This is a genomic window from Streptococcus mitis, assembly GCF_047464945.1.
Lineage (GTDB): Bacteria > Bacillota > Bacilli > Lactobacillales > Streptococcaceae > Streptococcus > Streptococcus mitis_EA.
The window spans coordinates 426,924-446,869 of sequence record NZ_JASHAX010000001.1 but is presented as its reverse complement, the minus strand read 5'-3'; the positions used below and the strand labels follow the sequence as shown (position 1 = coordinate 446,869).

Sequence of the window (19,946 nt, the reverse complement as noted above, 5' to 3'; positions counted from 1 at the left end):
AACATGATATAATAAGTTTGTTTGAAGAAGAGCTCTAGCTCTTAAACTTAGATAGGAGAAAACTATGCAAGCAGTTGAACATTTTATTTCGCAATTTGTTCCTGAACATTATGATTTATTTTTAGACTTGAGTCGTGAGACCAAGACCTTTTCCGGGAAGGTGACCATCACTGGTCAAGCACAAAGTGACCGTATTTCCCTCCACCAAAAAGACTTGGGAATCGCCTCTGTAGAAGTTGCAGGGGCAACTCGTCCATTCACAGTCGATAATGAAAACGAAGCTCTTCATATCGAACTTGCAGAAGCAGGTCAAGTTGAAGTGGTTATTGCTTTCTCAGGAAAAATTACAGATAACATGACAGGGATTTACCCTTCTTATTACACAGTTGATGGTGTCAAGAAGGAAGTTTTGTCAACTCAATTCGAGAGCCATTTTGCGCGCGAGGCCTTCCCATGTGTGGATGAACCAGAAGCCAAAGCGACCTTTGACCTCTCTTTACGTTTTGACCAAGCAGAAGGTGAGTTAGCCTTGTCTAACATGCCAGAAATCGATGTTGAAAACCGCAAGGGAACAGGTATCTGGAAGTTTGAAACAACTCCTCGCATGTCTTCTTACTTGTTAGCCTTTGTTGCTGGTGATTTGCAAGGTGTGACCGCTAAAACTAAAAACGGTACCCTTGTAGGTGTTTACTCAACCAAAGCTCATCCACTATCTAACCTTGATTTCTCACTGGATATTGCTGTTCGCTCTATCGAGTTTTACGAAGATTACTATGGAGTTAAGTACCCAATCCCTCAATCTCTCCACATCGCCCTTCCTGACTTCTCAGCTGGAGCTATGGAAAACTGGGGTCTTGTGACCTATCGTGAAGTTTACTTGGTTGTGGATGAGAACTCTACCTTTGCCAGCCGTCAACAAGTTGCCCTTGTTGTGGCCCATGAATTGGCTCACCAATGGTTTGGTAACCTCGTAACTATGAAATGGTGGGATGACCTTTGGCTCAATGAAAGCTTTGCTAATATGATGGAGTACGTCTGTGTGGATGCCATTGAGCCAAGCTGGAATATCTTTGAAGATTTCCAAACAGGTGGAGTACCTCACGCTCTTGAACGCGATGCGACTGATGGTGTTCAGTCTGTCCACGTCGAAGTTAAGCATCCAGATGAAATCAATACGCTCTTTGACGGAGCTATCGTCTATGCCAAAGGAAGTCGCCTCATGCACATGCTTCGTCGTTGGCTAGGTGATGCCGATTTCACAAAAGGTTTGCATGCCTACTTTGAAAAACACCAATACAGCAATACCATTGGTCGTGACCTTTGGGATGCTCTTGGTCAAGCGTCTGGACGTGATGTCGCAGCCTTCATGGATTCTTGGTTGGAACAGCCTGGTTACCCAGTTCTTACTGTCAAAGTTGAAAATGATGTTTTGAAGATTTCACAAAAACAATTCTTCATCGGTGAGAACGAAGATAAGAACCGTCTCTGGGTTGTGCCACTAAACAGCAACTGGAAAGGCTTGCCTGATACACTTGAAACTGAAAGCATCGAAATTCCAGGCTACGCTGCTCTTCTTGCTGAAAACAAAACAGCACTTCGCCTCAACACAGAAAATACAGCCCACTACATTACAGACTATCAAGGAGACTTATTAGAAGCTGTTCTTGCTGACCTAGTTGAGCTTGATAACACAAGCAAACTGCAAATCGTCCAAGAACGTCGTTTGCTTGCTGAGGCAGGACAAATTTCTTATGCAGACTTGCTCCCAGTTCTTGATAAACTTGCTAAGGAAGAATCTTACCTTGTCGTTTCAGCTGTTTCTGAAGTAATTTCTGCCCTTGAGCGCTTTATCGATGAAGGAACAGAAGCTGAAAGAGTCTTCAAAGCCTTGGTTGCTAAATTGGCTCGTCACAATTATGACTGTCTTGGTTTTGAAGCTAAAGATGGCGAATCAGATGAGGATGAATTGGTTCGTCAATTGGCTGTTTCTATGATGATTCGCTCAAATGATGCAGAAGCTAGTCAAGTCGCTAGCCAAATCTTCGCGGCTCACAAGGATCAGCTTGCAGGACTTCCAGCAGCAATTCGCTCACAAGTTCTGATCAATGAGATGAAACATCATGAGACTAAAGACTTGTTAGCACTTTATCTTGATACTTATACTCACGCAACAGATGCTGTCTTTAAACGTCAGTTGGCAGCAGCTCTTGCCTATAGTAAAGATGCGAACAATATCCAAACCTTGATTGCTGCTTGGAAGGACAAATTTGTGGTGAAACCGCAGGACTTGTCTGCTTGGTATTACCAATTCCTAGCTCACCAAGCAACTCAGGAAACAGCTTGGTCTTGGGCGCGTGAAAACTGGGCTTGGATTAAGGCAGCTCTTGGTGGAGATATGAGCTTTGATAGCTTTGTTATCCTTCCTGCACACGTATTTAAGACTCAGCAACGCTTGGCAGAGTACAAGGAATTCTTTGAACCGCAACTTTCTGACCTTGCTCTTAGCCGTAACATCGGTATGGGAATCAAGGAAATTGCAGCGCGTGTTGACTTGATTAACCGTGAAAAAGCTGCAGTGGAAGCAGTCGTTCTTCAATACGGAAATGCATAAATAAGCCTAAAATAAAAGAAAACTCATCTATCTCATGTAATACTCTTCGAAAATCAAATTCAAACCACGTCAGCGTCGCCTTACCGTACTCAAGTACAGCCTGCGGCTAGCTTCCTAGTTTGCTCTTTGATTTTCATTGAGTATAAAATGCAGAGAGTTGAGTTTTTTTTAAGGCAAATTTGGTATAATGGTTTTAATAAGGAGGAGTTTCTCATGATAAAAATCTTATTGGTTGAGGATGACCTAGGCCTGTCAAATTCAGTATTTGACTTTTTAGACGATTTTGCGGATGTCATGCAGGTATTTGATGGTGAAGAAGGTCTCTACGAAGCTGAAAGTGGCGTCTATGACTTGATTTTGCTCGATTTGATGTTGCCTGAAAAAAATGGCTTCCAAGTCTTGAAAGAATTGCGTGAAAAGGGAATTACGACTCCAGTTCTGATCATGACTGCCAAGGAAAGTTTGGATGACAAGGGACATGGATTTGAACTGGGAGCAGATGATTATCTGACCAAACCTTTCTACCTAGAAGAACTTAAAATGCGGATTCAAGCCCTTCTCAAACGTTCAGGCAAGTTTAATGAAAACACCTTGACTTATGGAAATATTGTGGTTAATTTGTCAACCAATACCGTTAAAGTCGAAGATACTCCTGTCGAATTACTGGGGAAAGAGTTCGATTTATTGGTTTATTTCCTTCAAAATCAAAATGTTATTTTGCCTAAGACTCAGATTTTTGATCGTCTATGGGGATTTGATAGTGATACAACGATTTCGGTTGTCGAAGTTTATGTTTCAAAAGTCCGTAAGAAATTAAAAGGAACCACTTTTGCAGAGAATTTGCAAACCTTGCGCAGTGTTGGGTATATTTTAAAAGATGTTCAGTAAACTAAAAAAAACATGGTATGCGGATGACTTTAGTTATTTTATCCGCAACTTTGGTGTCTTCACTCTGATTTTCTCTACCATGACCTTGATTATTTTACAGGTCATGCATTCGAGTCTCTATACTTCGGTGGATGATAAGCTCCATGGACTGAGTGAAAATCCTCAAGCAGTTATTCAGCTTGCGGTAAATAGGGCAACAGAAGAGATTAAAGATTTAGAGAATGCCGCTACAGATTCTAGCAAGACTGAGATAAAACCCAATGTCAGTTCCAATACGGAGGTTATTCTTTTTGATAAAAATTTTACCCAACTCCTTTCTGGAAATCGATTTTTGGGCTTGGATAAGATTAAGTTAGAGAAGAAAGAACTAGGACATATCTATCAGATTCAGGTTTTTAATAGCTATGGACAGGAAGAAATCTATCGCATGATTTTGATGGAAACCAATATCAGTTCGGTTTCAACCAATATTAAGTATGCAGCTGTCTTGATTAATACCAGTCAGTTGGAGCAAGCAAGTCAAAAGCATGAGCAATTGATTGTGATTGTGATGGCTAGTTTCTGGATTTTGTCTTTGCTCGCCAGTCTCTATCTAGCTAGGGTCAGTGTTAGGCCCCTGCTTGAGAGCATGCAGAAGCAACAGTCCTTTGTGGAAAATGCTAGTCATGAGTTACGGACTCCACTTGCAGTTTTGCAAAATCGTTTAGAGACCCTTTTTCGTAAGCCAGAAGCTACCATTATGGATGTGAGCGAAAGCATTGCATCGAGTTTGGAAGAAGTCCGAAATATGCGGTTTTTGACGACGAACTTGTTGAATTTAGCTCGTAGAGATGATGGGATTAAACCGGAACTTGCAGAAGTTCCAACCAGTTTTTTCAATACGACTTTCACAAACTATGAGATGATTGCTTCTGAAAATGACCGTGTCTTTCGTTTTGAAAATCGGATCCATCGCACGATTGTCACAGATCAGCTTCTCTTGAAGCAGTTGATGACTATCCTATTTGATAATGCTGTCAAGTATACTGAAGAGGATGGTGAAATTGATTTTCTTATCTCGGCGACCGATCGCAATCTGTATTTACTGGTTTCCGACAATGGAGTCGGTATTTCAGCAGAAGATAAGAAGAAAATTTTTGATCGTTTTTATCGAGTGGACAAGGCTAGAACCCGTCAAAAAGGTGGTTTTGGTTTAGGTTTATCCCTAGCCAAGCAAATTGTAGATGCCCTAAAAGGAACCATTACTGTTAAAGATAATAAACCAAAGGGAACAATCTTTGAAGTGAAGATTGCCATCCACACACCATCGAAAAAGAAAAAATAAAAATATCGCTCCAGCTGGGGCGATATTTTGGATTATGTGACTTTCAGTCCGTCTCGCTAAGTCAGGTGTGAGACAGTCAAACCACCCGTTTTAGGGGTGATTATGATTAAAATAACATAAAAATCTTGACAGATAAACTTAAAAAATGTAAACTATTTACTGGTTAATTAATTGGTTAAATAACCAATTTAGAAAACTATTTAATCAAGTAAAGGAAGTTAAGAAAAAGCTTCATCATTTATTGAAATGAGGGATTTATGAAATTCAGTAAAAAGTATATAGCAGCTGGATCAGCTGTTATCGTATCCTTGAGTCTTTGCGCCTATGCACTGAACCAGTATCGCTCGCAGGAAAATAAGGACAATAATCGTGTCTCTTATGTGGATGGTAGCCAGTCAAGTCAGAAAACTGAAAACCTGACACCAGATCAGGTTAGCCAAAAAGAAGGGATTCAGGCTGAGCAAATTGTCATCAAAATTACAGATCAGGGCTATGTGACGTCACACGGTGACCACTATCATTACTATAATGGGAAAGTTCCTTATGATGCCCTCTTTAGCGAAGAACTTTTGATGAAGGATCCAAACTACCAACTTAAGGATGGAGATATTGTCAATGAAGTCAAGGGTGGTTATATCATCAAGGTCAATGGAAAATATTATGTCTACCTGAAAGATGCAGCTCATGCTGATAATGTTCGAACCAAGGATGAAATCAATCGTCAAAAACAAGAACATGTCAAAGATAATGAGAAGGTCAGCTCAGATGTTGCTGTAGCAAGGTCTCAGGGACGCTATACGACTGATGATGGTTATGTCTTTAATCCAGCTGATATTATCGAAGATACTGGTGATGCTTATATCGTTCCTCACGGGGGACACTATCACTACATTCCAAAAAGTGATTTGTCTGCTAGTGAATTAGCAGCCGCTAAAGCTCATCTGGCTGGTAAAAATACGCAACCGAGTCAGTTAAGCTATTCTTCAACAGCTAGTGACAATACTAATCAAGCTATAGAGAAAGAATCAACTAGCAAGCCAGCAAATAAAGCTGACAATCTCCAAAGTCTTTTGAAAGAACTCTATGATTCACCTAGTGACCAACGTTACAGTGAATCAGACGGTCTGGTTTTTGACCCTGCTAAGATTATCAGTCGTACACCAAATGGAGTTGCGATTCCGCATGGCGACCATTATCATTTTATTCCTTACAGCAAGCTCTCTCCTTTAGAAGAAAAGATTGCTAGAATGGTGCCTATCGGTGGTACTGGTTCTACGATTTCTACAAATGAAAAACCTAATGAAGTAGCGTCTAGTCTAGGAAGTCTTTCAAGCAATCCTTCTTCTTCAACGACAAGTAAGGAACTCTCTTCAGCATCTGATGGTTATATTTTTAATCCAAAAGATATCGTTGAAGAAACGGCTACAGCTTATATTGTCAGACATGGTGATCATTTCCATTACATTCCCAAATCGACCGTAATTGGGCAACCGACTCTTCCAAACAATGGTCTAACAACACCTTCGCCATCTCTTCCAGTCAATCCTGGTGTTTCACATGAGGAACATGAAGAAGGTGGACACGGCTTTGATGCCAATCGTATTATTGCTGAAGATGAAGCAGGATTTATCATGAGTCACGGTGACCATAATCATTACTTCTTCAAGAAGGATTTGACAGCTGATCAAATCAAGGCAGCGCAAGACCACTTGAAAGGTGTAAGTCCAGCAACACCAAATCCAGCTCATGACGACGATCACGATGAAGATCATCATGGACACCATCATGATGAAGACCATGATCACGGCTTTGATGCTAATCGTGTCATCAGTGAGGATGAACAAGGCTTTGTCATGAGTCATGGTGACCACAATCATTACTTCTTCAAGAAGGATTTGACAGCAGAGCAAATTAAGGCTGCACAAGACCATTTGAAAACACATCATGATGCAGAGCCTGTAAAACCTCTTGCTAAAACGGTAGAGTCTTTCTCAAGAGATGCTAGTGATGAAGAAAAAATAGCTTACATTTCTAAGACTTATGGTGTTCCACTTGAAGCGATTAGAATTTCAAACGGATTCTTTGTTTTTGGAAATCCAGACCAAGCCTACGATCCAACTCATATCCACCCATATGCTGTTCGTAAGGAACATGTGCGTATTCCGCTACAAACTGGCAATCCAGAACTTGATTTCCTAAATGAACTTTATACGACTGCCTTACGTGATGGTGTATCTCCTTATAGTTTGCAGGTAGAGAATGGTAGTTTTGTGATTCCTCATGGCGACCACAATCACTACATCAAGGTTCAAACGAAGGGCTATGAAGTTGCTTTGAAAAACAAAATTCCAGCCCTACAATCCAATTATCAACCTGGAGCTTTTGATGAGAAGGCAGTCTTGGAAAAAGTAGATCAACTTTTAGCTGATAGCAGAAGTATCTATAAAGACAAGCCTATTGAACAAAGACAGATTGAGTTAGCCTTAGGTCAGTTTACTGAGAACATGAAGAAACTGGCAACTAACTCTACAGCAGGTTATATTGCAACCCTTGATCTCTTTGATAAGCAATATATCCATATTGATGAAAGTGTCAAGCCTGCTGAAACAAGTGCTTTAGATAAGAAATATCAAGCTTTGATTGATAAAATCAATACACTGGATACAGACTCTTATGGACTTCCTAAGAAAGACCTTCTCGTTCGACTCCAAGAAGCTAAATTGGCTAAAGATGAGGCTGCTTTAGTAGCGGTTGAATCACAACTTCAAGCTCTTCAAGACTTTAATGATCGAACAGGTGTTACAACTGTAGAATACATCAAGTACTTCTACGAACACGTAAATGACGGTCGTTTGAGTGATGAACTTCGAAACAAAGTAGCTCAGTTGACTTGGACCTTGTATCAATCTCAATCCTTCCTTAAGGCAGCAGAATTGAACAAATTATTCCCAAGCATCTATCAGGCAAAACAAGAAGTGGAAGAAGCTTTGAAAGCTCAGCCAACTACTGCGAAATCAAGTCAGACAGTTCTAGATACTGAAAAAGTAGATAACCAAACTGCCAAGACAGCTATTTATGGCTTCTTGAAAGAATTGTATGGAGACTTTATGCCTGAAGAGCATGTGAATCATGTCAGCAAGGAACAAGTAGAAAGTCTCTTGAGCAAGGCAACTCAACTCTTAGAGCAAATCCAAGAAGAAGGAATCAAACAATCCTTGGCGGAAGAAGTAGAAAATCTCAAAACTGCTACAAACAAGGCTGATGCAGACTTGGATGAAGTAAACAGTCAGGTAAAAGATGTCTTGACTCGTATCGCTAGTGCCCTTCAACAAGAGAAAGAAAATGCTGAGCAAGACCCTCAGACACTTGTACTCTATCAAAAACTTTACGATATCCTCATGTCACTTCATGCTTACTTAGAAAACAATAAGGGTTCTGATGAGGACTTTGATAAGGTGGATACTCTACTAGATCAACTTTCTGCTAAGAGTAAGGATAAAGCCGCTTTACTTGAATTGACAAAAGCTATCCTAGTTTTGAATCAAGAAATCAAGTCAAAATCAAGCGCGAGTGAAGAAGCAACTCCAGCGACAAATGCTGAAGCAAATGGTGATAAGACAAGTCCCGAAACTGAAACATCAGCAACTGCAGAATCTAACAGTGAAACTGCCAGCGACGAAAACAAACCGAGCAACGCAACAGGTTCTAAATCTGCTGAATCAGCTTCAGAAAAGGAAACAGCAGAATCTACAATAAGTACTGGAAATTAAGAAAAACCAGTAGAATAAAAAAGTTGGTAGATAAAAAGTTTGTGGTCGTAGATCTAGGAGATTTTCCCATTCAAGGCTGTTTCCTATTTCTCACTGTAATTATAAACCATGGCAACATAAGAAAACGAGCATTTCCAACTGAGGAGGTACTCGTTTTTTGATAGTTAGAAGTAGTTTTTATCCGTCTATTTAGAGTTGATTACAAATGATCTTGAAAGAAATTATTGACTTGAATGTGGATATAAGATTTATTCACTGATTATAATGTTTAAATAGCGCTCCAAAGCAAAGAATTATCCTCATGAGTATAAATCTTCTAAATCAACGACTTCCAAACCATGTTCTGTCAAGCGATAGATGCTTGAACAGACCTCTTTTAAGAAACGCCTGTCATGCGAAACAGTGATGAGACCGCCTGGATAGGTTGCAAAGAGTTTCCTGATGTGGGGTTGAGAAGTGGGAGAAAAGTTTCGTGTGGGTTCATCCAGCAGGAGAAAGTTTGGTTTGCGCAGCACTAAATCCAAAAGCAGGAGTTTTCCCTGTTGCCCGCCAGATAAGGAGCGAATTTGATGCTGCATTTCTGGATAACTGAAATTGAGACTAGCTAAGTGGGATTGGATTTTCTGCAGTTCCTCTTTTTCCCCAATTTTGCTGAGATAGGCTATTGGTGATAAATCCAATTGCAGTTTTTTGTGGTAATCTTGTGGCATAAAACCAAGCGAAATCTCTCTTTTATCATTAAGAAGTTGCTGTAACTTGGCTAACAGAGTTGATTTCCCAATACCATTTGGGCCGATGATACCGATTTTTTCTTGGCCACGGACAGTTAGTTGTAGTCCCTGAGACAAAATTCGCTCGCCGATGGACAAATTTTCTTTTTCCAGTTGGATTAAGACTTTAGAAGCCGGTAATGGCTGTATATCTGAGAAGAAAAGTCTGATTTCTTCCTCTTCAAGTGGTTTTTGGGTCATGGACTGAGCTGCCTTTTCAATACGTTTTTCTTGAGAGAGAACATTTTTCATCTTTTTAGCTAATAAGCGACCGGCAGTACTGTCTTTGGTAGCTCGAAGGGCAGTTTCTACATTTTGCTTGACTCGGCGATGCTTTTTCATGGTTTTGTCATAGGCTCTCTGGTCGTTAGCAACTTGCTGGCTTTGTCTGACAAAATTAGCCTTTCTCTGCGCACTATAGCAATCATAGTCTAAATGCTCTACTAACGTTTCTGATTCTTTACGGTGCTTGACCAGTCGCAAGTGGACAATAGTGTCTGCCGTTTGAGAAAGAAAGTCTTCATCATGGGAAATGAAAATAACAGTTTGTCTAATCTTGCGAATCTGACCTTTTAGCCAATCAACTGTTTCAAGGTCCAGGTCATTTGAAGGTTCATCTAAAAATAGGATTTCAAAGGGGTTGGCTAACTCATGGATGAGCTGAATTTTCAAAGCTTCGCCCCCTGATAGACTGTCAATCTTTTGGTCGCTAGCAAATCGATTGCTATCAAAATGCAATTCCTCAGCCAAACGATAGAGGACACTGTAATCTAAATCAATAGTATCTAAAAAGAAGTAGTCGTGTAAAGTTTTCTTTTTCAGCTCCTCAGGGACTTTTTGAGGAATATAGGACAGTGACTGATAGTCAGACTGGATGACACCCCTGATAGCGAAATTAGGTAAAGTTTCCCCCATTAAAGCTTGTAGCAAGGTTGATTTGCCATTTCCTTCTTCGCCAATAATTGCGACCTTTTCCCCATATTGGATGGACATGCTTAGATCAGAGACAAGGTCTCGTAAATCTTTGTTTTGTGTGATGGTCAGGTGATTAATTTTTATCATATAATTGCCCTTTCTAGAATGTTCATAGTGCATAACAAAAAGCTCTACTTTATCTAGTAGAGCCCAAAGTCTATGTCAAAAAAACTCTATAAAAATGCCAGAAAAAGAGCATAAAAGAGCACGCAAAAAGAGACAAAAACAAGATCTACTAAATAAAGTTTCTTTATTTGATAGACTTAGTTGTTCATGTCTCCCTTACCTCCGATTATTAGTACCTCTATCCTATACCTTTAAGGATATTTTGTCAATAAAAAACTGGAAATTCTAGGTTTTATACTCAATGAAAATCAAATAGCAAACTAGGAAGCGATTCGAAGGTTGCTCAAAGCACTAGCTTTGAGGTTGCAGATAGAACGGATGAAGTCAGCAACCTATACCAAAGGCAAGGCAAACGTGGTTTGAAGAGATTTTCGAAGAGCATAACTCGGATAGGAGTTGGGTTGCATTAGTAATTAGTTCTTTGTCTTCCATGTGAACATCCTCCTTGCTCTGATCTATTCTTGCCGATAGTATAGTACTAAAAAGTAAAAATATGATAGTAAATATGTTAAAAAGCAAGGATTTTAATTACGAAGTTTGGTGGGCTGATTTGTAGCCTTTTCATGGTATAATCAAGAGAGTAAATCTTTATGGAGGAAGTATGAAATTAAATATTCAAGAAATTCGTAAGCAGTCTGAAGGCTTGCATTTTGAACAAACGTTAGACCTAGCTGCAGACTTGCGTGCACGCAATCAAGAAATTTTAGATGTAAAAGATATCCTTGCAGTTGGAAAAGTACAGTACGAAGACCGTATGTATTTCTTAGATTATCAACTATCTTATACCATTGTCCTTGCTTCAAGTCGTAGTATGGAGCCAGTTGAGTTAGTTGAATCTTATCCAGTAACGGAAGTTTTTATGGAAGGCGCAACCAACCAGCTAGAACAGGAAGTTTTAGATGATGATTTGGTCTTGCCTATCGAAAATGGAGAACTAGACCTTGCTGAGAGTGTATCAGATAATATCCTGCTCAATATCCCTATCAAGGTCTTGACGGCTGAAGAAGAGGCTGGTCAAGGATTTGTATCAGGAAACGACTGGCAAATCATGACAGAGGAAGAATACCAAGCTCAACAAGCAGTCAAGAAAGAAGAAAACAGTCCTTTTTCTGGCTTGCAAGGACTATTTGACGGAGACGAATAATGGTCTTGTCAAAAAAACGAGCACGAAAGGTGCTAGAAGAAATTATTGCTCTCTTCCCAGATGCCAAGCCCAGTCTTGATTTTACCAATCATTTTGAACTATTGGTTGCGGTCATGTTGTCAGCCCAGACGACGGATGCAGCGGTAAATAAGGCCACACCAGGTCTCTTTGCTGCCTTTCCAACGCCACAAGCCATGTCTGTGGCGACAGAGGGTGAGATTGCTTCACACATTTCTCGCCTGGGACTGTATCGTAACAAGGCTAAATTCCTTAAAAAATGTGCTCAACAACTATTAGACGATTTTGATGGTCAAGTCCCTCAGACACGTGAAGAATTAGAAAGTTTAGCAGGTGTTGGTCGCAAGACGGCCAATGTTGTCATGAGTGTGGGATTTGGAATTCCAGCCTTTGCAGTAGATACTCATGTGGAGCGTATTTGCAAACACCACGATATCGTCAAAAAATCAGCGACACCGCTTGAGGTGGAAAAGCGGGTTATGGATATTTTGCCACCTGAAAAATGGTTAGCAGCTCATCAGGCCATGATTTATTTTGGAAGAGCTATCTGTCATCCTAAAAATCCAGAGTGTGACCAGTACCCGCAATTATATGATTTTAGCAATTTATAAGATGGGGTATCAAAAGTTTTTGCTTGATTTTAGGCTTGCTTTGTGCTATAGTAATTGATAACTAAATATTCCTTTAAACCTGTCCCGTGAGGCAGGCAAGGAGCGCGATAAAGTAGAAGGGTGAAGTCTATACTGTTTGCGGTAGGGCTCGCTTGGCTATACATTTCAAGTCTCCTTGTTTAAGGAGACTTTTCTTTTTGGAGGTTTGTCATGAAGACAAAAGAAGTTGTAGACGAATTGACCGTCAAACGAGCGATTACGCGTATTACTTATGAGATTATCGAACGCAACAAAGATTTGAATAAAATCGTCTTGGCTGGTATTAAAACTCGCGGTGTCTTTATCGCCCACCGAATCCAAGAACGTTTGGAGCAACTAGAAAATCTTTCAGTTCCTGTTGTGGAATTGGATACAAAACCTTTCCGTGATGATGTTAAAAGTGGAGAAGATACTTCTTTGGTTTCTGTTGATGTGACAGACCGTGAAGTTATCTTGGTGGATGATGTGCTTTATACAGGCCGTACTATCCGTGCTGCTATTGATAATATTGTCGGTCATGGTCGTCCTGCTCGCGTGAGTTTAGCAGTTCTAGTCGATCGTGGACATAGAGAATTGCCAATCCGTCCAGATTACGTTGGAAAAAATATCCCAACCAGTCGTTCTGAAGAAATCATCGTAGAGATGGCAGAACTTGATGGCCAAGACAGAGTTCTGATTACTGAAGAAGCTTAGAAAGCTAAAGGAGTAGCCATGTCAGAAAATCAACAAGCATTGAACCATGTGGTATCCATGGAAGACCTCACTGTTGATCAAGTCATGAAATTGATCAAGCGAGGAATTGAGTTTAAAAATGGAGCTCAGCTTCCCTATGAGGACCATCCGATTGTCTCCAATCTTTTCTTTGAGGATTCTACACGGACGCATAAGTCCTTTGAAGTGGCAGAGATTAAACTGGGGCTGGAACGACTTGACTTTGATGTGAAGACTAGTTCGGTTAATAAGGGTGAGACACTTTATGATACCATTTTGACTTTGTCTGCTTTAGGAGTGGATGTCTGTGTGATTCGCCACCCTGAGGTTGACTACTACAGAGAATTAATTGCAAGTCCAACGATTACGACTTCCATCATTAATGGTGGAGATGGTTCGGGCCAACACCCTAGCCAGAGCTTGCTTGATTTGATGACTATTTATGAGGAATTTGGTCACTTTGAGGGTCTTAAGGTTGCGATTGCAGGTGACTTGGACCACTCACGCGTTGCCAAATCCAATATGCAGATTTTGAAACGCTTGGGAGCTGAACTTTATTTTGCTGGACCTGAGGAATGGAGAAGTCAAGAGTTTGCAGACTATGGACAGTTTGTAACTATTGATGAAATCATTGATCAGGTGGATGTCATGATGTTTCTCCGTGTGCAACATGAACGCCATGATAGTGGAGCTGTCTTTTCAAAAGAAGACTACCATGCCCAACATGGCTTGACTCAAGAACGTTATGATCGCTTGAAAGAAACAGCAATCCTTATGCACCCAGCTCCAGTCAATCGTGATGTAGAAATTGCAGATCACTTGGTTGAAGCACCAAAATCACGGATTGTCCAACAAATGACCAATGGTGTCTTTGTTCGAATGGCAATCTTAGAATCCGTACTGGCGAGTAGAAACGCCAACTAAAACACAAGACGTTAAAAGACGCCAGTGAGCGTCCACGAGAGGTGAAAATATGACAAAAAGACTTCTAGTATTAGAAGATGGCACAGTTTTTGAAGGCAAGGCCTTCGGAGCAGATATTGATGTAACAGGAGAAATCGTCTTTAATACAGGGATGACCGGCTACCAAGAATCCATTACAGACCAGTCTTATAATGGACAAATCTTGACCTTTACCTATCCTTTGGTAGGAAATTATGGAATTAACCGTGATGATTATGAATCCATTATTCCAACTTGTAAGGGAGTCGTTGTTTTCGAAGAAGCACGAAGAGCAAGCAACTGGCGCAACCAAATGACCTTGGATGAATTTTTGAAAGCCAAGAAAATTCCTGGTATTTCAGGGATTGATACGCGTGCACTCACCAAGATTATCCGTAAGCATGGTACGATGCGTGCAACCTTGACCCATGTTGGGGACAGTATGGACCATGTGACGGACCAGCTCCAAGCAACAGTCTTGCCGACAGACAATATCAAGCAGGTTTCTACTAAAACATCCTATCCAGCTCCAGGAGTTGGTTTAAGTGTTGTCTTAGTGGACTTTGGTCTCAAGCACTCAATCTTACGTGAACTTTCTAAACGCAACTGTAACGTGACCGTCGTTCCTTATTCAACAACGGCGGAAGAAATTCTCCATCTCAATCCTGACGGAGTTATGTTGTCAAACGGTCCAGGTAACCCAGAAGATGTTCCACAAGCACTCGACATGATTCGTGGTGTGCAAGGAAAAATTCCAATCTTTGGTATCTGTATGGGGCATCAACTCTTTGCAATGGCAAATGGTGCTAAGACCTATAAGATGAAATTTGGACACCGTGGATTCAACCATGCGGTACGCGAAATTGCTACAGGACGTGTGGATTTTACAAGTCAAAACCATGGTTATGCAGTTAGCCGTGAGGATTTGCCAGAACACTTGATTATCACCCACGAAGAAATCAATGACAAGTCAGTTGAAGGTGTGCGTCACAGATACCAACCTGCTTTCTCTGTTCAATATCACCCAGACGCAGCACCTGGTCCACACGACGCAAGTTACCTATTCGACGAGTTTATCGAGATGATGGAAGCTTTTAAACAATCAAACTAAGAACGAGTAAAAACTCGTCGGAGAATTTATGTAACTGAACTCGGACGGAAAGCTTGGAATTTAGAGAAATCAATTTGGATTGTCAATCCTTCCTTGGTTTCCTAAAATTCAATCGCTTTCTATTCGTCCTTTGTATCTTATTTAATGTCGCTCTGTGAGGCGACGAATAGAAAGGCAGGTCGTTTCTTTTAGTCGCTATGGTGCGAACTAAAAACTCCCTGCACTAGATTTTTTACCGAAAAGTATCGTTTCGTTAAAAAAATCGTCGGAGAATTTATTTAATGGCAACCCGAGAGTTGCCGAATAGAAAGGAGAAGGGTGCTCCGTATTTGCTGAACTGAATACGGGCTACGGACGGTGCTAAAAAGATAGTTATTCCTAGAACTGATAGTTCTTCGTCATAACTCCTATTTTAGCTTTGTCCGCTTGACGCCCTTAATATCTTATATATGCCTAAACGTACTGATATTCAAAAAATTATGGTGATTGGTTCTGGTCCGATTATTATTGGTCAGGCTGCTGAGTTTGACTACGCTGGGACCCAGGCTTGCTTGTCGTTGAAAGAGGAAGGTTATGAGGTTGTTTTGGTTAACTCAAACCCTGCCACCATCATGACGGACAAGGAAATTGCTGATAAGGTTTATATTGAACCGATCACACTTGAGTTTGTGACACGTATTCTTCGTAAGGAACGTCCAGATGCCTTGCTACCAACACTCGGTGGTCAGACAGGTCTCAACATGGCCATGGAATTGTCTAAAAATGGTATCCTAGATGAGCTTGGAGTGGAACTTCTGGGAACTAAATTATCTGCCATTGACCAAGCGGAGGACCGTGACCTCTTTAAACAATTGATGGAAGAGCTCAACCAACCAATCCCAGAATCTGAAATTGTCAACACAGTCGAAGAAGCAGTTGCCTTTGCAGCAACAATTGGCTACCCAGTCATCGTCCGTCCAGCCTTTACTCTTGGTGGTACTGGTGGTGGTATGTGTGCCAACGAGGAAGAATTGCGTGAAATCGCTGAAAATGGTTTGAAATTGTCACCTGTTACCCAATGTTTGATTGAGCGTTCAATCGCAGGTTTCAAGGAAATCGAATACGAAGTGATGCGTGACTCGGCTGACAATGCTTTGGTTGTTTGTAACATGGAAAACTTTGACCCAGTTGGGATTCACACAGGGGATTCCATCGTATTTGCCCCTGCGCAAACTATGTCAGACTATGAAAACCAAATGCTACGTGACGCAAGCTTGAGCATTATTCGTGCCCTTAAGATTGAAGGGGGATGTAACGTTCAGTTGGCCCTTGATCCCCATAGCTTCAAGTACTATGTCATCGAAGTAAACCCTCGTGTATCGCGTTCGTCAGCCCTTGCTTCTAAGGCGACAGGGTATCCAATCGCTAAATTGGCTGCTAAGATTGCCGTCGGTTTGACCTTGGATGAGGTCATCAACCCAGTTACAGGTTCAACCTATGCCATGTTTGAGCCAGCTCTCGACTACGTGGTTGCCAAGATTCCACGTTTCCCATTTGACAAGTTTGAAAAAGGTGAGCGCCGTCTTGGGACACAGATGAAGGCCACTGGAGAAGTCATGGCGATTGGTCGTAACATCGAAGAATCTCTCCTTAAGGCCTGTCGCTCCCTTGAAATTGGGGTGCACCACAATGAAATGCCTGAGCTTGCAGCAGTTTCTGATGATGCCTTGATTGAAAAAGTTGTTAAAGCCCAAGATGACCGTCTCTTCTATGTGTCAGAAGCCATTCGCCGTGGTTACACACCAGAGGAAATCGCTGAATTGACTAAGATTGATATCTTTTATCTCGATAAACTTCTACATATCTTTGAAATTGAGCAGGAGTTGGGTGCCCATCCACAAGATTTAGATGTTTTGAAAAATGCCAAACTCAATGGATTTTCAGACCGTAAGATTGCTGAACTTTGGGAAACGACTGCAGACCAAGTTCGTCAGCTTCGTTTGGAAAACAAGATTGTCCCAGTCTACAAGATGGTCGATACTTGTGCGGCAGAGTTTGACTCTGAAACACCATATTTCTATTCAACCTATGGATGGGAAAATGAGTCTTTCAAGTCTGATAAGGAATCTGTACTAGTCCTAGGTTCGGGTCCAATCCGTATTGGTCAAGGGGTCGAGTTTGACTATGCAACGGTTCACTCAGTTAAGGCTATCCAGGCGGCTGGCTATGAGGCCATCATCATGAACTCAAACCCAGAGACCGTCTCTACAGACTTCTCTGTATCTGATAAACTCTACTTTGAACCATTGACTTTTGAAGATGTGATGAATGTCATCGATTTGGAGCAACCAAAAGGTGTTATTGTTCAGTTCGGTGGTCAAACAGCTATCAACCTAGCTGAGCCATTGGCTAAAGCAGGTGTGACTATTCTTGGTACTCAAGTAGCTGACCTAGACCGTGCGGAAGACCGTGACCTCTTCGAGCAAGCTCTAAAAGATTTGGATATTCCACAGCCACCAGGACAAACGGCTACCAATGAAGAAGAAGCAGTTCTTGCAGCTCGCAAGATTGGCTTCCCAGTTCTTGTCCGCCCATCTTATGTACTTGGTGGACGTGCCATGGAAATCGTAGAAAATGAAGAAGATCTTCGTTCTTACATGCGTACAGCGGTTAAGGCTAGTCCTGACCACCCAGTCCTTGTTGACTCTTATATCGTCGGACAAGAGTGTGAAGTCGATGCCATTTCAGACGGACAAAATGTCCTCATCTCAGGTATCATGGAGCATATTGAACGTGCTGGTGTCCACTCAGGTGACTCAATGGCCGTTTACCCACCACAAACCTTGTCGCAAAAGGTGCAAGAAACAATCGCAGACTATACTAAACGCCTAGCAATCGGTCTTAACTGCCTTGGAATGATGAACATCCAGTTTGTCATCAAGGATGAAAAAGTCTATGTTATTGAGGTCAATCCACGTGCTAGCCGTACGGTGCCATTCCTTTCTAAGGTAACCAATATCCCTATGGCTCAAGTAGCAACTAAGCTCATTCTTGGTCAAAAACTTGAAGAACTTGGCTACCAAGATGGACTTTACCCTGAAAGTACTCGCGTTCATATCAAGGCACCTGTCTTCTCCTTTACCAAACTAGCTAAGGTAGACAGCTTACTTGGTCCTGAAATGAAGTCAACAGGGGAAGTTATGGGTTCTGATACGACTTTAGAAAAAGCTCTCTATAAGGCTTTTGAAGCTTCTTACTTACACTTGCCAACTTTTGGTAACGTTGTATTTACCATCGCTGATGATGCCAAAGAAGAAGCCTTGGACTTGGCTCGTCGTTTCCAAAATATTGGCTATGGAATCCTCGCGACAGAAGGGACAGCAACCTTCTTTGCCAGTCATGGATTGCAAGCCCAACCTGTTGGTAAGATTGGTGATGAGGATAAGGATATTCCAAGTTTTGTTCGTAAAGGAAGAATTCAAGCTATCATTAATACAGTAGGAACCAAACGAACTGCTGATGAAGATGGAGAGCAAATCCGTCGTTCAGCCATTGAACACGGTGTGCCACTCTTTACAGCCCTAGATACAGCTAATGCCATGCTTAAGGTGCTTGAAAGCCGTAGTTTTGTCACAGAAGCGATCTAGTTGAGAAATATTTTTCACAGTTTTAAAGCCAGCGTCAAAAAACGCTGGCTTTTGCGATATTAGTGCAGGCTATTCAACTATCAGTTCTTCACTCAAGGATGATTATGAATGGTGATACGATAAGAATAAATTGGGAATGGCTTATGATGTTAATCGTTCACCTTTTTTGTAAATCTAGTATATCAGAGTCAATATATATTTGCATGCTACTCCCTTTTGAAAAAATGGCTATTTCAGGTGAAAAAAACGACATTTCAGATTTTCTGTTCCAGAAATAGCTATCGCTATGATATAATTATTTTATGATTATTACTATTCCTATAAAAAACCAAAAAGATATTGGTACACCATCTGATTCAGTCGTTGTTCTCGGCTATTTTGATGGTATACACAAGGGGCATCAAGAATTATTTCGCATTGCCAATAAGGCTGCGAGAAAAGATTTATTACCTATCGTCGTTATGACCTTTAATGAATCTCCAAAGATTGCTTTAGAGCCTTATCATCCTGATCTGTTTTTACATATTTTGAACCCTGCTGAACGTGAGAGGAAATTAAAGCGTGAAGGCGTAGAAGAATTATATCTCCTTGATTTTAGTAGTCAATTCGCTAGTCTCACGGCAGAAGAATTTTTTGCAACTTATATCAAGGCTATGAATGCCAAAATTATTGTTGCAGGTTTTGATTATACATTTGGTTCTGACCAAAAAACGGCAGAAGACTTAAAGGATTACTTTGATGGAGAAGTCATTATCGTTCCACCTGTAGAAGATGAGAAAGGAAAGATTAGTTCAACTCGTATCCGTCAAGCTATTTTAGATGGAAATGTAAAAGAAGCAGGAGAACTTTTGGGGGCACCGCTTCCATCAAGAGGTATGGTGGTTCATGGCAATGCTCGTGGTCGTACGATTGGTTATCCAACAGCTAATTTGGTGCTTTTAGATCGTACTTATATGCCAGCAGATGGCGTTTATGTCGTTGATGTTGAGATTCAAAGACAGAAGTATCGTGCTATGGCTAGTGTCGGGAAAAATGTGACCTTTGATGGAGAAGAAGCACGTTTTGAAGTCAATATTTTTGATTTTAATCAAGATATTTATGGGGAAACCGTCATGGTTTATTGGCTTGATCGCATTCGAGATATGAGCAAATTTGACTCAGTTGACCAATTAGTGGATCAGTTAAGGGCTGATGAAGAAGTAGCTCGGAATTGGTCTTAAGAGTTTGGGTAATTAAAAAAGAGGCTGTTTGTAACCCAAAAGATAGATGAATAAGTCTAA

General features: G+C 41.0%; 12 protein-coding genes. 11 read left to right on the top strand and 1 reads right to left on the bottom strand.

Translation table 11 applies throughout. The annotated features are described in order from the left end of the window. Positions 1-64 precede the first annotated feature (64 nt). The 4 genes from QM424_RS02145 to QM424_RS02130 all read left to right on the top strand — a co-directional run bounded on the left by QM424_RS02145 (position 65) and on the right by QM424_RS02130 (position 8,593). The gene (locus QM424_RS02145) at positions 65-2,611 is read left to right on the top strand and encodes a M1 family metallopeptidase (protein ID WP_414392780.1); all 2,547 of its coding nucleotides are present in this window, start codon (positions 65-67) and stop codon (positions 2,609-2,611) included. Between the two features lie 213 nt (positions 2,612-2,824). Then, on the top strand, positions 2,825-3,499 hold the full coding sequence (gene ciaR / locus QM424_RS02140; protein WP_000590639.1) for a two-component system response regulator CiaR: 675 nt from the start codon (positions 2,825-2,827) through the stop codon (positions 3,497-3,499). Next, the gene (gene ciaH / locus QM424_RS02135; protein WP_414392779.1) at positions 3,489-4,823 is read left to right on the top strand and encodes a two-component system sensor histidine kinase CiaH; all 1,335 of its coding nucleotides are present in this window, start codon (positions 3,489-3,491) and stop codon (positions 4,821-4,823) included. The genes ciaR and ciaH overlap by 11 nt, the downstream gene beginning before the upstream one ends. A gap of 257 nt (positions 4,824-5,080) precedes the next feature. Then, positions 5,081-8,593, top strand: a complete 3,513-nt coding sequence (locus QM424_RS02130) for a pneumococcal-type histidine triad protein (RefSeq protein WP_414392778.1) — start codon at positions 5,081-5,083, stop codon at positions 8,591-8,593. Positions 8,594-8,892: 299 nt separating this feature from the next. Here the strand turns inward: QM424_RS02130 and QM424_RS02125 are convergent, their stop codons facing one another. After that, positions 8,893-10,458, bottom strand: coding sequence for an ATP-binding cassette domain-containing protein (locus QM424_RS02125; RefSeq protein ID WP_414392777.1), 1,566 nt, complete (start codon positions 10,456-10,458; stop codon positions 8,893-8,895). 607 nt (positions 10,459-11,065) lie between these two features. On the opposite strand from QM424_RS02125, the gene QM424_RS02120 reads away from it, so the two are divergent. From QM424_RS02120 to QM424_RS02090, 7 genes are all read left to right on the top strand, one after another. After that, positions 11,066-11,608 (top strand): YceD family protein, encoded by a 543-nt coding sequence (locus QM424_RS02120; RefSeq protein ID WP_414392776.1) that lies wholly within the window; start codon positions 11,066-11,068, stop codon positions 11,606-11,608. After that, positions 11,608-12,237, top strand: a complete 630-nt coding sequence (gene nth / locus QM424_RS02115; protein ID WP_414392775.1) for an endonuclease III — start codon at positions 11,608-11,610, stop codon at positions 12,235-12,237. The genes QM424_RS02120 and nth overlap by 1 nt, the downstream gene beginning before the upstream one ends. 210 nt (positions 12,238-12,447) lie before the next feature. Beyond that, positions 12,448-12,969 carry a bifunctional pyr operon transcriptional regulator/uracil phosphoribosyltransferase PyrR gene (gene pyrR / locus QM424_RS02110; RefSeq protein ID WP_000850023.1) on the top strand — a complete coding sequence of 174 codons (522 nt, stop codon included), beginning with the start codon at positions 12,448-12,450 and terminating at the stop codon, positions 12,967-12,969. Positions 12,970-12,987: 18 nt separating this feature from the next. Beyond that, the gene (locus tag QM424_RS02105; protein WP_004260121.1) at positions 12,988-13,911 is read left to right on the top strand and encodes an aspartate carbamoyltransferase catalytic subunit; all 924 of its coding nucleotides are present in this window, start codon (positions 12,988-12,990) and stop codon (positions 13,909-13,911) included. Between the two features lie 49 nt (positions 13,912-13,960). Beyond that, the gene (locus tag QM424_RS02100) at positions 13,961-15,040 is read left to right on the top strand and encodes a carbamoyl phosphate synthase small subunit (protein WP_000166853.1); all 1,080 of its coding nucleotides are present in this window, start codon (positions 13,961-13,963) and stop codon (positions 15,038-15,040) included. 449 nt (positions 15,041-15,489) lie between these two features. After that, complete coding sequence (gene carB, locus QM424_RS02095; protein ID WP_414392774.1) at positions 15,490-18,666, top strand: carbamoyl-phosphate synthase large subunit; 3,177 nt, start codon at positions 15,490-15,492, stop codon at positions 18,664-18,666. Positions 18,667-18,968: 302 nt separating this feature from the next. After that, the gene (locus QM424_RS02090; protein ID WP_101782021.1) at positions 18,969-19,886 is read left to right on the top strand and encodes a bifunctional riboflavin kinase/FAD synthetase; all 918 of its coding nucleotides are present in this window, start codon (positions 18,969-18,971) and stop codon (positions 19,884-19,886) included. The last annotated feature ends 60 nt before the right edge of the window (positions 19,887-19,946 follow it).

Coding starts and splice junctions, on each gene's coding strand:
- QM424_RS02145 (WP_414392780.1), top strand. CDS start 65: ATGCAAGCAGTTGAACATTTTATTTCGCAATTTGTTCCTGAACATTAT.
- pyrR (WP_000850023.1), top strand. CDS start 12,448: ATGAAGACAAAAGAAGTTGTAGACGAATTGACCGTCAAACGAGCGATT.
- nth (WP_414392775.1), top strand. CDS start 11,608: ATGGTCTTGTCAAAAAAACGAGCACGAAAGGTGCTAGAAGAAATTATT.
- QM424_RS02090 (WP_101782021.1), top strand. CDS start 18,969: ATGATTATTACTATTCCTATAAAAAACCAAAAAGATATTGGTACACCA.
- QM424_RS02100 (WP_000166853.1), top strand. CDS start 13,961: ATGACAAAAAGACTTCTAGTATTAGAAGATGGCACAGTTTTTGAAGGC.
- ciaH (WP_414392779.1), top strand. CDS start 3,489: ATGTTCAGTAAACTAAAAAAAACATGGTATGCGGATGACTTTAGTTAT.
- QM424_RS02130 (WP_414392778.1), top strand. CDS start 5,081: ATGAAATTCAGTAAAAAGTATATAGCAGCTGGATCAGCTGTTATCGTA.
- QM424_RS02120 (WP_414392776.1), top strand. CDS start 11,066: ATGAAATTAAATATTCAAGAAATTCGTAAGCAGTCTGAAGGCTTGCAT.
- QM424_RS02125 (WP_414392777.1), bottom strand. CDS start 10,458: ATGCACTATGAACATTCTAGAAAGGGCAATTATATGATAAAAATTAAT.
- QM424_RS02105 (WP_004260121.1), top strand. CDS start 12,988: ATGTCAGAAAATCAACAAGCATTGAACCATGTGGTATCCATGGAAGAC.
- ciaR (WP_000590639.1), top strand. CDS start 2,825: ATGATAAAAATCTTATTGGTTGAGGATGACCTAGGCCTGTCAAATTCA.
- carB (WP_414392774.1), top strand. CDS start 15,490: ATGCCTAAACGTACTGATATTCAAAAAATTATGGTGATTGGTTCTGGT.